This window comes from Streptococcus sp. HMSC057G03 (assembly GCF_001808745.1).
GTDB classification, from domain to species: domain Bacteria; phylum Bacillota; class Bacilli; order Lactobacillales; family Streptococcaceae; genus Streptococcus; species Streptococcus parasanguinis_Z.
Window position 1 is genome coordinate 24763 of record NZ_KV794415.1, and the last position, 13436, is coordinate 38198.

Genomic DNA, 13436 nt, shown 5'->3' on the forward strand with positions numbered 1-13436 from the left:
TCATCTTCGGATGGCTTTTTTTGCGGGCAAAATAGACTGGGCATATTTCTTGAGGTACGTGTGGATTTTTGATAAACTAGTCAACAGTTTGAAGAAAGGAAACTTAGTTATGAAAAAGTTTTTTGCTGAAGTAATCGGCACATTTATGCTTGTCTTTATCGGGACTGGCGCAGTTGTTTTTGGAAATGGGACAGAAGGTCTGGGACATTTAGGAATTGCCTTGGCATTCGGTTTATCCATTGTTGCAGCAGCTTACTCAATTGGGACTGTTTCTGGTGCCCACTTGAACCCGGCTGTTTCGATTGCCATGTTTGTAAACAAACGCTTGTCATCTAAAGACTTGGTTAATTATATTGCAGCGCAAGTAGTGGGTGCGGTTCTCGCATCTGCAACAGTACTCTTCCTCTTGTCAAATTCAGGTATGTCAACAGCTAGTCTTGGTGAAAATGCCTTGGCTAAAGGAGTGACCCCATTTGGCGGTTTCTTGTTTGAAGTGATTGCGTCCTTTATCTTTATCTTAGTCATCATGACAGTGACATCAGCTACCAAAGGTAATGGGAAAATCGCTGGTCTTGTGATCGGTTTGAGCTTGACTTTGATTATTCTTGTTGGTTTGAACATTACAGGACTTTCTGTTAACCCAGCTCGTAGCTTGGCACCTGCCCTCTTTGTTGGTGGTGCAGCCCTTCAACAAATTTGGATCTTTATCTTGGCTCCAATTGTCGGTGGTGTTCTGGCTGCAATCGTTGCAAAAAATCTCTTGGATACAGAAGAGTAATAAAAAATTGGTTCCGAAGGAACCAATTTTTTTATAGTTCAAGTATAGTCATGGCTTGAGAAAATTCATGAGCAAGCTGTTTTTTCTTGTAGGCTTTAAATTCAGGAAGGTCTTTAATTCTGCGATAGCGTTTGTAGGGGTCGTATCGTTTTGGAAAATCATATTCAGGAAAAACCTCAAAGAATTGTTTGCAGAGCTCCCATTCTCTGACATAGCCTAAAGGTCTGGCATGATAGGTGATCGTGTCAATAGTTGTTGCTGGCATTCGGTGGTGGCTATGACCAAAAATTACTTCTCTGACAGGAAATTGTCTAAAAAGCTCATGAAAGGCTTGGCTCCCTAAAAAAGCATTGAAACGTTCAAAATAAGGGTGGCGTAGGAGAAACTGACTATGGGGAACAAAGTGCATAGCGATGATCAGGGGTTGATCCACTTGCATGAGTTCTGTTTCGAGCTCTCGCAACAAACGTTGAGTAATGGCTGGATCAGATCCCATTCGTTGGAGGCGTCTGTCAAACCAAAACAGATTCTTGGTTTGGAGATGTTTTTGGGGAGAGAGATTAGGAACAAAGCTGTAGTCATACCAGCCAGAAAAGGCAAGGAGTGTATGCTTTGAAAAAGGAATCTTTTGAAATTCAAAAGGTCTCATGGCTTCTTCTGATAGGCCCAACATATCATGATTTCCCAAGCTAAAGGTCACAGGAAGCTGATATTGGAGTTGGGCTAAAAATTCTTGTGAGGTCTTTTCAAAGCCGTTGGCAATATCTCCTGCAATATGGAGATGTTGAATTTTTCTGTCCTTGAAAAGAGTGATAAGGGTTTCTAATTCATCTTTTCCAAAGTTGTTTGAATCAATATGTAAATCGGACATAAAAGCTACTGTTGTCATGCTACCAGTCTAGCATAAGAGGATCTTTTTTTCTAACAAATAGGTTACAAATGAATGGAAAAATTTTGAAAATTAGCTGGTTTGGCAATGGTCAACCAGCAGATCCAATATTGGAAGGTGGGCAAATAGTGAAGGTTATGATATAATAGACTAGATACATAGAAAGAGGTACTTATGGACATTTCAGAAATTCGTCAAAAAATTGACGCAAATCGTGAAAAATTAGCTTCTTTCAGGGGGTCTCTTTGACTTAGAGGCATTGGAAGAAGAAATTGCCATTTTAGAAAATAAAATGACAGAACCTGATTTTTGGGATGATAACATTGCTGCGCAAAAAACATCTCAAGAATTAAATGAACTCAAGCAGACCTATGAAAATTTCCATCAAATGGTGGATCTCTTTGATGAGTCAGAAATCTTACTGGACTTTTTGGCAGAAGATGATTCGGTCAAGGAAGAATTGATCGAGAAGTTGGAGGAGCTGGATAAACGGATGACCAGCTATGAGATGACCTTGCTATTGTCTGAACCCTATGACAATAATAATGCCATCTTAGAAATCCACCCAGGTTCAGGAGGGACAGAAGCTCAGGACTGGGGCGACATGCTTCTTCGGATGTATACTCGTTTTGGAAATGCCCACGGCTTTAAAGTTGAAGTCTTGGACTATCAGGCTGGGGATGAGGCTGGAATCAAGTCTGTGACCCTATCCTTTGAAGGGCCACATGCATACGGTCTTCTGAAATCTGAAATGGGGGTACACCGTTTGGTTCGGATCTCTCCATTTGACTCCGCTAAACGTCGTCATACCTCCTTTACATCTGTTGAGGTCATGCCCGAATTAGACGATACCATCGAAGTCGAAGTTCGTGATGATGATATCAAGATGGACACCTTCCGCTCTGGTGGAGCTGGTGGACAAAACGTCAACAAGGTTTCTACAGGGGTGCGCTTGACCCACATTCCGACAGGGATTGTAGTGGCATCCACCGTGGATCGGACCCAATACGGGAACCGTGATCGTGCGATGAAGATGTTGCAAGCTAAACTCTACCAATTAGAGCAAGAGAAAAAAGCAGCAGAAGTGGATTCTCTAAAAGGGGATAAAAAAGAAATCACCTGGGGAAGTCAAATCCGCTCCTATGTTTTTACCCCTTACACGATGGTTAAGGATCACCGGACCAACTACGAAGTAGCGCAGGTGGACAAGGTGATGGATGGAGATATCGATGGCTTTATCGATGCCTACCTTAAATGGCGTCTCCAATAACCTCGAGGGAATCAACCAGAAAAGAATGAAAGGAATTTCATTACATGTCAATGATTGAAATGAAAGATGTTGTCAAAAAGTATGACAACGGGACGACGGCCCTTCGCGGGGTCTCTGTCCAAATTGAACCAGGAGAATTTGCCTACATCGTAGGACCTTCTGGTGCAGGGAAGTCGACCTTTATTCGACTTTTATACCGTGAAGTCAAACACGATAAAGGAAGTTTGAAAGTAGCTGATTTTGATTTGGATAAAATCAAAAAACGCGATATTCCTATGTTGCGACGCAATGTGGGAGTGGTCTTCCAAGATTATAAATTGCTTCCAAAGAAAACCGTTTATGAAAATATTGCCTACGCTATGCAAGTTATCGGTGAGCGCCGTCGCAATATTAAAAAGCGTGTTATGGAAGTTTTGGATCTTGTCGGATTGAAACACAAGGTCCGCTCATTCCCGAATGAATTGTCCGGTGGGGAGCAACAACGGATTGCGATTGCTCGTGCGATCGTCAACAATCCGAAAGTCTTGATTGCGGATGAACCAACGGGTAACTTGGACCCAGATAATTCATGGGAAATCATGAATCTTTTGGAGCGGATTAATCTGCAAGGGACCACAGTATTGATGGCGACCCACAATAGCCAGATTGTAAATACTTTACGTCACCGTGTCATCGCGATTGAAAATGGTCGTGTAGTGCGTGATGAAGCGGAAGGAGAGTACGGATACGATGATTAGAAGATTTTTCCGACACTTAATCGAATCGCTTAAAAGCTTGAAACGAAATGGTTGGATGACGATTGCAGCGGTCAGCTCGGTTATGATTACCCTTAGCTTGGTTGCTATTTTCGCCTCAGTTATTGCCAATACCATCAAGCTTTCAGATGATATTCAAAACAGTGTGCGGGTTGTAGTATACATGCGCAAGGATATTCAAGATCAGAGCGAGCAGATTGAAAAAGACGGTCAAACCGTGACCAATGAAAACTACCATAAGGTCTACGATGCTCTGACAGCCATGAAGCATGTCGACAAGGTTGATTTTTCTAGCAAGGAAGAACAGTATGATAAACTGATCAAAACGGCTGGGAACAACTGGAAGATTTTTGATGGAGATGCCAATCCTCTCTATGATGCTTATTATGTAGAGACGACTGCTCCAAAATATGTGAAGCAAGTCTCAGCAGATGCTAAAAAAATTGAAGGAGTTTCTGAGGTTAAAGATGGTGGGGTCGATACCCAACGCTTGTTTGCTCTTGGAACCTTCATCCGAAACTGGGGCTTGATTGGTGTAGCTTTATTGATCTTCATCGCAGTCTTCTTGATTTCGAATACCATTCGGATTACCATCATTTCACGTAGTCGTGAGATTAAGATTATGCGACTGGTAGGAGCAAAAAATGGCTATATTCGTGCACCATTCCTTTTAGAAGGTGCTTGGATCGGTCTCTTGGGAGCCTTGGTTCCTTCCGCTTTGGTCTTCTATGTTTATAATGTTGTCTATACGTCAATGAACAATAACTTGGCAGACCAAAACTTGTATCTCTATAGTCCTCATCTCTTGGTACCGATCATGGTTGGTGGCCTCTTTGGATTAGGAATTTTGATTGGAGCGATTGGTTCTTCAATCTCCATGAGACGTTTTCTTAAGATATAATAAAAAAGCAAGTTCGCACTTGCTTTTTTTGTCTACTTTTATGAGGACAGGAAGGATGATAAGGACTCTTTAGGATTGTCTAAAGAAGGGATTGAACATCTTCTCGTGACCAATAGAAGTCTCAGGGCCATGACCGGGATAGACAGTGTAGGAAGATGGAAGGGTAAAGAGTTCTTCTCTTATACTGATAAGCAACTGTGTCGCGTTCCCTGTTGGAAGATCGGTCCGTCCAATGGTTTCGCGAAAAAGGGCGTCACCGGATAGAACCAGGTGATCCTCAGGAAAGACGATGGAGACTCCTCCTGCAGAGTGGCCTGGTGTCTCCAGAACATAAAAGTGGAAATCAGCTATCTGGTAATCGGAGCGAATGTCATAAAGGAAGTCGGCCTCCTTGCATACCACATCTTCTAAATCCGCATGACGATCCAAACCAGATAAATTATCGACAGGAGAAGACAACCAACTGGCTTCTGCTGAATGGACATAAACAGGTGGGAAATGATAGGTCTGACGAACCTTTTCAAGACTCATAATGTGATCATAATGCGTATGGGTTAAAAGAATCGCTACAATTGGTTTTCCGATGCGATCTATTTGTTTTTGAATAGTCGCCCAGTCGCTACCTGGATCGACAAGAATGAGGGAGTGGTCATTTTCAAGGTAGTAGGTGTTTTCATAAGCTACAGGATTAACAGTACGATAGATTTTCATAAGGACTCCTTTCTAGAATAGTGTATCAAATTGCGAGGAAAATAACAGGATTGAAGTCAGCATGAAAGGAGAAAAAAATCTGCAGAGCTTGCTCAAACGTGATATAATTTTAAGTATTATGACAAGACAGAAACGGAAATATGCCATTGTGGATCTGGAAGCGACCAGTGCTGGAAGCAATGCTAAAATCATTCAGGTTGGGATTGTCATCATCGAAGATGGGAGGATTATGCAATCCTATGAGACGGATGTGAATCCCCATGAACGATTGGATGAGCATATCAAACAATTGACTGGCCTGACAGATGCTCGCTTGAAAAAAGCACCAGAGTTTGCACAAGTGGCAAAAGAAATTTTTGAATTAATAGAAGATGCCGTCTTTGTGGCCCATAATGTCAAATTTGATGCGAATTTATTGGCAGAAGCCCTCTTTTGGGAAGGATTTGAGCTAACGACTCCTCGGATTGATACGGTTGAATTGTCTCAAATTTTCTATCCGACTTTAGAACGCTACAATTTAGGAGCGCTTGCGGCTGAACTGGAAATTGAGTTGCACCATGCTCACTCCGCTCTAGCGGATGCTATGGCAACGGCCCAGCTGCTGATAAAAATGAGAGAGAAAATTGCGAGCTTACCAAGAGGATTGATCGAAAAACTTATTTCGATGGCAGATTGTTTGATTTATGAATCGCGACTCTTAATAGAAGATGCGCTTGAAGACAGTAGCCTTTTTTTACCAGCTCATTTAGTAGAAGTTCATGGTCTCTATCTGCGAAAGCCACAGCAGTTTTTAGAAAGTCGGCATTTGTCTAAACAGTTTGAACTCAATATGCAGCTGTTGGGAATGGAGGCTTATCCGGAGCAGAGAGAATTTGTTGCTTATATCGAGGATAGTTTGCAACAGCCACTTCCGAGTTTTATTGAAGCGCCAACGGGTATCGGGAAGACCTATGCCTATCTATTAACGCTTTTGGCGAAAACTTCCAAGCGCATTCTTATCAGTGTTCCAACTAAAATTCTTCAGGATCAAATTATGAAGAAGGAAGGAAAAACCATCCAAGAACTTTTCCAAATTCCCTTTCATAGCCTGAAAAGTCCCAAGGATTACATACAACTCGATAAATTTTATGAGGCCTTACAGAGTGAGTCAGATAATGGGATGATCCGACGCTTTAAAATGCAACTGTTGGTTTGGCTGACCATGACGGAAACGGGAGAGTTCAGTGAAATTGGTCAACTCTATCGTCATCTTCATTTTGTAGCTGAAATATGCCACGATGGCCAATTGTCAAAGCGTTCGCTTTTTTATCAAGAAGATTTTTGGCGTCTGGGCCAGGAAAAAGTGAAAACCAGCCGGGTAATTCTGACCAATCATGCCTATCTGTTGACCCGTCTAGAGGATGATAAGAGTCTACTTCAAGAGTCTGTTCTGGTAGTGGATGAAGCGCAAAAACTCTTCTTTGCTTTAGAACAGTTTTCACAGAGAGAAGAAACGCTGCAATCTCTTCTTCTAAGCTTGCAACACGCCATCGAAGAGGAAAAAGATCTGCTGCAGCGGCGTTTGCTGGAGAGTATTCAATTTGAGTTAAATGCCTGCTCTAAGGAAGTTGTACAAGGAAAAACAGCGATCTTATCAGATCAAACAGTGGCAAAAATTCGACAGGATGTATCGGAATTAAAAAACGAATCTTTAGAGAATCTAAGGGAATTGTTTGATGAGCGCTACCAAACCTTTTGGATGGACAAGGAAGTGGTCGAAAGCTACCAGATTCTTCGTCTCCACGGAGGAGTTGAGGACTTGCTATCCTTTAAGGAGTTTGTTCCTGAAGAAGTGCCCGTGCTCTTTGTATCAGCGACGATCGCGATCAGCAAAAAGGTGCATTTACCTGCCCTTTTGGGATACCAAGAGCAGCAGATCTACCGGGTGCCAATAACAGTCAAACAACACCAGGAATTATTGGTGCCGATAGATTTTCCAGATGTCGTTTCTTTATCTTCCGTGGAGTATGCAGGAGAGATTTGTCAGCTCATCGATGAACTCCTTCCTCTAAGAAAACCAATTTTTCTTTTGTTTACCTCAAAAGAATTGTTACTGGAGACGTCAAACGCCTTGAAGTTTCCTCATTTAGCCCAGTATCGAAATGGCGATGCAGCTAATATTAAGCGACGATTTGACAGAGGAGAAAGCTATATTTTATTGGGAACAGGAAGCTTCTGGGAGGGTGTCGATTTTTCCCAACAAAAAGAAGTGATTCAAATCATCACGCGCCTTCCTTTTGACAACCCTAAAGATTATATGGTTCAAAAGCTGAATACCCAACTCAGAGAACAGGGAAAAAATCCCTTTTATGACTATAGTCTTCCAGTCGCAATTTTAAGGCTCAAACAGGCTATTGGGAGAACCAGCCGTTTTCAAGATCAGGAATCGTTGGTCCTTTTATTGGATCAGCGGGTGGTGACCAAACGATATGGAAAACAAATTTTAGATGGCTTGCAACAATTGTTGCCCCTTCACACGACAGTGAGAGAGCGGCTTGTTGAGCAAGCAGCTGATTTTTTTGAAAGGAATTGAGAGAATGAAAAATAAAGGATTTGGACTTGCAATTGCATTTGTACTGGCTCTTTGCGCCATGTTATTGGGAACTTTCTTTCCCATCATTGGCTCCAGTGTCTTTGCTTTGATTTTAGGAATTGTCCTCAACGAATTAGTAGATTTACCAGAGAATTCACGACCAGGACTGAACTGGTCTGGTAAGAAATTATTGCAGTATTCGATTATCTTCATGGGATTTAGCTTGCCGATTGCGACAGTTGCCTCTACAGGCTTGTCTTCTTTGAAGATTAGTCTGCCAACGATAACAGTTGCCTTTCTTGCAGCGATGATTTTTGGGAAAGTCTTCCATCTGAAATCTCACCTACGGACCTTAATTGGGTTTGGAACAGCTATTTGTGGTGGATCTGCTATCGCAGCAGCAGCACCGATCATTGAAGCAGACGAAGAGGAAATTGCCCTATCTATGTCAACCATCTTCTTCTTCAACATTTTGGCTGTCTTTATCTTTCCAGTATTAGGGCATGTATGGCATATGTCTAATTTTCAATTTGGCCTCTGGTCAGGAACAGCTATTAACGATACGTCATCAGTTGTAGCAGCAGCATTTTCCTACAGTAAAGCGGCGGGTGAAATGGCGACCATTGTTAAGTTGACACGCGCCCTGATGATTGTACCAGTTTGTTTGGGCTTGATCGGTTTAAAATGGTATCGGAGCAAGCAACAAGGAAGAAACAAAGGAATGTTAAAGAAAATTATTCCTTGGTTCATCATCTGGTTTATTGTGGCTTCTATTCTTTCATCTATCGGCTTGGTACCTAAAGTGGTTCTTCCTTACCTAAAGGACCTTTCTCACCTCTTTATGGCCATGGCCTTGGTCGGAATTGGAAGCAAGGTTTCTTGGAAACAGTTCCGTGCAGCAGGAGCAGCCCCCCTTCTAGTAGGGTTGATTGCTTGGTTTTGTGTAGCAGGATCTAGCTTGATTCTACAAATGTTGTTCTATTAATTGATTTGATGATTCTCACAGAAAGGAACGTGAATGAAGAAACATCATTTTTGGACGATTCACCTGGATTATTCGATCATTGGGATTGTCTTCGCCCTTCTCATGATTGGGATTTTATCTGTTTATGTAGCAGTTTCTCATGACTATCCCCAAATGGTGTGGCCTTTTTTAGGGCAGCAATTGGCCTGGATTGGTGTGGGATGTGTCATTTGCCTGATTGTGACGATTTTTAGCACGAAATTTCTTTGGAAAATCACTCCCTTTCTTTACCTGCTTGGCCTAGCCTTGATGGTTCTTCCTCTTGTGTTTTATAATCCCAACTTGGTAGCTTCAACAGGAGCTAAAAACTGGGTGGCTTATGGGAACATCACCTTATTTCAGCCCTCAGAATTTATGAAGATCCCCTTCATCCTGATGCTGTCACGCTCTATTGTCCGATTTTTGCAAAGAAATAAGGGGCGTGAGCGATTATTACGACAAGATTGGTTTTTGATTCTAGAGTTGACCATCTATACGATTCCTGTATTTGCCTTATTGGCTCTCCAGCAGGACTTGGGAACGGCCTTAGTATTCTTGGCCATTTTTGCGGGCTTAGTGCTCGTTTCAGGAGTTTCCTGGAAAATTATCTTGCCGGTCATCTTGCTTCTGGCAGGTGGGTTAGCAGGCTTTCTCTTCCTCTTTCTTTCAGAAGGGGGTCGGGCTTTTCTGCACCAGCAAGTCGGGATGCCAACCTACCAGATGAACCGTATTTTAGCCTGGTTAAATCCTTTTGACTATGCACAAACCACCACCTACCAGCAGGCACAAGGACAGCTAGCTATTGCTAGTGGTGGCCTCTTTGGTCAAGGCTTTAATGTCTCCAATTTATTGGTTCCCGTACGGGAAAGCGATATGATTTTTACGGTCGTCGCAGAAGACTTTGGCTTTGTTGGAGCTCTGGTGCTGTTGATTTTATACGTGACCCTGATTTACCGCATTTTAAAAATTACCCTCCAGTCCAATAACCAATTTTATACTTATATTTCCATTGGATTTATCATGATGCTGGTCTTTCATATTTTTGAAAATGTTGGCGCGGTAACGGGTCTTCTCCCCTTGACGGGGATTCCCCTCCCCTTTATCTCACAGGGTGGATCGTCTATTATTAGTAATCTAATTGGTGTTGGTCTGGTCCTCTCAATATATAATCATAGTAGCAAAAAGAAAGAGCCAGAAGAAGGGCCTCCAATCCGTAAAAAAGTAGTCCTTAAAAGGGCGCAATAGATAGAAAGAAGGAATGAAAATGAAAAAAGTAGCAACGATTTTAGCAAACGGTTTTGAAGAAATTGAAGCCTTGACCATTGTCGATGTTTTGAGACGTGCTGGGATCGACTGTGACCTCGTTGGCATGGAAGAAACGGTCACAGGTTCTCACCAGATCACAGTGGAAGTCGACCGCCTCTGGAATGGGGATCTGTCAGATTATGATGGAATCTTCTTACCAGGTGGGATGCCAGGAGCCGCGAATTTGCGGGATAATCCGGAATTGATTGCAGCTCTTCAAGAAGAAAGTAGGAAGGGAAAAATCATTTCTGCGATTTGTGCAGCACCAATTGTCTTGGCGCGTGCCGGCCTCTTAAAAGATAAAAACTATACCTGTTACGATGGTTTTGAAGAAGAGATTCAAGATGGACACTATCAGAAAGAAACAGTGGTGAAAGACGGTAATCTCTTGACCAGTCGTGGTCCTTCAACGGCTCTTGCCTTAGCTTATGCCTTGGTAGAGCAATTTGGAGGAGATGCCCAAAGCCTTCGTCAAGGAATGCTCTATCAAGATGTCTTTGGAGATGCTTAAAAGAGCTCTTTTGGACACCATATTTTCTGGTGAAAGTTTACATTCTATGACGGGAAATGACTTCTCTTTGATTTAAAATGAAATGACCGTAAAAAATGGCTAAAATCCCCCCTAAATGAGGGTTTTAGCTTATTTTTTTTGTCCATTTGTGGTATAATATTGACTATGAATTATCATGATTTTATATGGGATCTTGGTGGGACGCTATTGGATAATTACGAAACGTCCACAAATGCCTTTGTAGCGACATTGAAGGACTTTCACATCCAAGCCGATCATGATTCTGTTTATGCAGCATTAAAAATCTCAACACAGGATGCAATTCAAACCTTTGCCCCTCATATTTCCAATTTTCGTACGGAATACAAGAAAAAAGAAGCCTTGGGCTTGCAAGAGCCGGTCTTATTTGAGGGAGCAAAAGAGTTACTAGAAGAGATCCAAGCACATGGAGGACGCCATTTTTTGGTATCTCATCGGGATCGCCAAGTTTTGACCCTTATTGAACAGACAGGCATTGCACCCTACTTTACGGAGATTGTAACAGCAGACGAGGGCTTTCCTCGAAAACCAGACCCAGCCTCTATGCTTTATTTGAAGGAAAAATATGGCATTCAAGACGGTCTGGTCATCGGAGATCGTCCGATCGATATTGAAGCTGGGAAGGCTGCAGGGCTTTCAACCTATTTATTTGATACCATGCCCCACTTACACCAGTTTATATTTGAATAGAAAAGGGAAATTATGACAGAGGATAAACAGCAAGAAATTCAAGCGCAAGAATATGATGCCAGTCAGATTCAGGTCTTGGAAGGACTAGAAGCCGTTCGGATGCGTCCGGGAATGTATATTGGTTCTACCTCAAAAGAAGGTCTTCATCATCTGGTCTGGGAAATCGTAGATAACTCGATTGACGAAGCCTTAGCTGGTTTTGCTAGCCATATTGAAGTTTTCATTGAAGCAGATAATTCGATCACGGTTGTCGATGATGGTCGTGGGATCCCAGTGGATATCCAAGAAAAGACAGGTCGACCTGCCGTCGAAACTGTCTTTACCGTACTTCACGCAGGAGGAAAATTCGGCGGAGGCGGCTACAAGGTTTCTGGTGGTCTTCACGGGGTAGGATCATCCGTCGTCAACGCCCTCTCCACATCCCTCGATGTTCGCGTCTATAAAAATGGCAGTATCCATTACCAAGAGTATCGACGTGGACACGTTGTGGATGATTTGAAAGTCATCGGGGAGACAGATCGGACAGGGACAACCGTCCACTTTATTCCAGACCCAGAAATCTTCACGGAAACCACCGAGTATGATTTTGAAAAATTAAATAAACGGATTCAAGAATTAGCCTTTTTGAATCGTGGCTTGCGTATTTCTTTGACGGATAAGCGAGAAGGCTTAGAGCAAGAAAAGCATTACCACTACGAAGGTGGGATCTCTAGTTACGTTGAATACATCAATGAAAACAAAGATGTCATCTTTGAAAAACCAATCTACACAGATGGTGAAATGGATGATATTACAGTTGAAGTAGCTATGCAATATACCACAGGCTACCATGAGACGGTCATGAGTTTTGCGAATAACATTCATACCCATGAAGGTGGAACGCATGAACAGGGCTTCCGTACAGCTCTCACTCGTGTGATCAATGATTATGCTAAGAAAAATAAACTCTTAAAAGAAAACGAAGACAATCTAACTGGGGAAGATGTTCGAGAAGGCTTAACAGCAGTGATCTCGGTTAAACATCCAAATCCACAGTTTGAAGGACAAACCAAGACCAAACTTGGAAATTCAGAAGTTGTTAAAATTACCAATCGACTCTTTAGTGACGCCTTTTCGGATTTCCTTTTGGAAAATCCACAAATTGCTAAGAAAATCGTCGAAAAAGGGATTTTAGCGGCGAAAGCTCGGGTGGCTGCTAAGCGAGCGCGTGAGGTGACCCGTAAGAAATCAGGGCTTGAGATTTCCAACCTACCTGGTAAATTGGCAGATTGTTCTTCAAATAATCCACAAGAAACAGAACTCTTTATCGTCGAAGGGGATTCAGCCGGAGGATCTGCAAAATCTGGTCGAAATCGGGAATTCCAAGCGATTTTACCAATCCGTGGTAAGATCTTGAACGTTGAAAAAGCAAGTATGGACAAAATTCTAGCCAATGAAGAGATCCGTAGTTTATTTACTGCTATGGGAACTGGATTTGGTGCCGAATTTGATGTTACAAAAGCGCGTTATCAAAAATTAGTGATCATGACCGATGCCGATGTCGATGGCGCTCATATCCGAACCCTTCTATTGACCTTGATCTATCGCTATATGAAACCAGTCTTGGAAGCGGGATATGTTTATATTGCGCAACCACCAATCTATGGGGTCAAAGTCGGTAGTGAAATCAAAGAATATATCCAACCTGGTGCCAACCAAGAAGCCGAATTAGCTGCAGCTTTGGAACGTTATTCAGAAGGTCGCTCAAAACCAACCATCCAACGCTATAAAGGTCTTGGAGAAATGGATGATCACCAATTATGGGAAACAACCATGAATCCAGAACACCGCTTGATGGCACGAGTATCAGTAGACGATGCTGCGGAAGCAGATAAAATCTTTGATATGTTGATGGGGGACCGCGTGGAACCACGTCGTGAATTTATCGAAGAAAACGCTGAATATAGTACACTCGATGTATAAAATTCACCGAACGCTTCCCATTAATGGATATTTTATGGTATAATTACTAG

Annotated in this window: 12 protein-coding genes; 10 read left to right on the forward strand and 2 right to left on the reverse strand. The window is 42.4% G+C overall.

Annotated features, from left to right (window positions below):
* The first annotated feature begins 109 nt into the window (after positions 1-109).
* Complete coding sequence (locus HMPREF2686_RS00170; RefSeq protein WP_045759670.1) at positions 110-778, forward strand: MIP/aquaporin family protein; 669 nt, start codon at positions 110-112, stop codon at positions 776-778.
* Positions 779-809: 31 nt separating this feature from the next.
* Here the strand turns inward: HMPREF2686_RS00170 and HMPREF2686_RS00175 are convergent, their stop codons facing one another.
* Positions 810-1667: a metallophosphoesterase gene (locus tag HMPREF2686_RS00175; protein WP_070448767.1), complete on the reverse strand. Its 858-nt coding sequence runs from the start codon at positions 1665-1667 to the stop codon at positions 810-812.
* Between the two features lie 174 nt (positions 1668-1841).
* Between HMPREF2686_RS00175 and prfB the strand changes: the two genes are divergently transcribed.
* The 3 genes from prfB to ftsX all read left to right on the forward strand — a co-directional run bounded on the left by prfB (position 1842) and on the right by ftsX (position 4593).
* Positions 1842-2937 (forward strand): peptide chain release factor 2 gene (gene prfB, locus HMPREF2686_RS00180; protein WP_100209015.1). Its coding sequence is split into 2 segments (ribosomal slippage): positions 1842-1913 and positions 1915-2937, totalling 1095 coding nucleotides; the frame shifts between segments, so codons are not numbered across the junction.
* A gap of 44 nt (positions 2938-2981) precedes the next feature.
* Positions 2982-3674, forward strand: a complete 693-nt coding sequence (gene ftsE / locus HMPREF2686_RS00185; protein ID WP_003008021.1) for a cell division ATP-binding protein FtsE — start codon at positions 2982-2984, stop codon at positions 3672-3674.
* Positions 3667-4593 carry a permease-like cell division protein FtsX gene (ftsX, locus tag HMPREF2686_RS00190; RefSeq protein WP_042759907.1) on the forward strand — a complete coding sequence of 309 codons (927 nt, stop codon included), beginning with the start codon at positions 3667-3669 and terminating at the stop codon, positions 4591-4593. The genes ftsE and ftsX overlap by 8 nt, the downstream gene beginning before the upstream one ends.
* A 69-nt stretch (positions 4594-4662) precedes the next feature.
* Here the strand turns inward: ftsX and HMPREF2686_RS00195 are convergent, their stop codons facing one another.
* Positions 4663-5304, reverse strand: coding sequence for an MBL fold metallo-hydrolase (locus HMPREF2686_RS00195; protein WP_070448769.1), 642 nt, complete (start codon positions 5302-5304; stop codon positions 4663-4665).
* Between the two features lie 118 nt (positions 5305-5422).
* Between HMPREF2686_RS00195 and HMPREF2686_RS00200 the strand changes: the two genes are divergently transcribed.
* From HMPREF2686_RS00200 to gyrB, 6 genes are all read left to right on the forward strand, one after another.
* Positions 5423-7876: a bifunctional DnaQ family exonuclease/ATP-dependent helicase gene (locus tag HMPREF2686_RS00200; RefSeq protein ID WP_070448796.1), complete on the forward strand. Its 2454-nt coding sequence runs from the start codon at positions 5423-5425 to the stop codon at positions 7874-7876.
* Positions 7877-7880: 4 nt separating this feature from the next.
* On the forward strand, positions 7881-8861 hold the full coding sequence (locus HMPREF2686_RS00205) for a YeiH family protein (RefSeq protein ID WP_070448771.1): 981 nt from the start codon (positions 7881-7883) through the stop codon (positions 8859-8861).
* 33 nt (positions 8862-8894) lie between these two features.
* Positions 8895-10124, forward strand: a complete 1230-nt coding sequence (locus tag HMPREF2686_RS00210; RefSeq protein ID WP_070448773.1) for an FtsW/RodA/SpoVE family cell cycle protein — start codon at positions 8895-8897, stop codon at positions 10122-10124.
* A gap of 19 nt (positions 10125-10143) precedes the next feature.
* A complete protein-coding gene (locus tag HMPREF2686_RS00215; RefSeq protein ID WP_070448775.1) occupies positions 10144-10695 on the forward strand; it encodes a DJ-1 family glyoxalase III in 552 nt (183 codons plus the stop codon).
* A 165-nt stretch (positions 10696-10860) separates the two neighbouring features.
* Positions 10861-11424, forward strand: a complete 564-nt coding sequence (locus tag HMPREF2686_RS00220) for an HAD-IA family hydrolase (RefSeq protein WP_049507692.1) — start codon at positions 10861-10863, stop codon at positions 11422-11424.
* A 12-nt stretch (positions 11425-11436) separates the two neighbouring features.
* A complete protein-coding gene (gyrB, locus tag HMPREF2686_RS00225; RefSeq protein WP_023918630.1) occupies positions 11437-13386 on the forward strand; it encodes a DNA topoisomerase (ATP-hydrolyzing) subunit B in 1950 nt (649 codons plus the stop codon).
* The last annotated feature ends 50 nt before the right edge of the window (positions 13387-13436 follow it).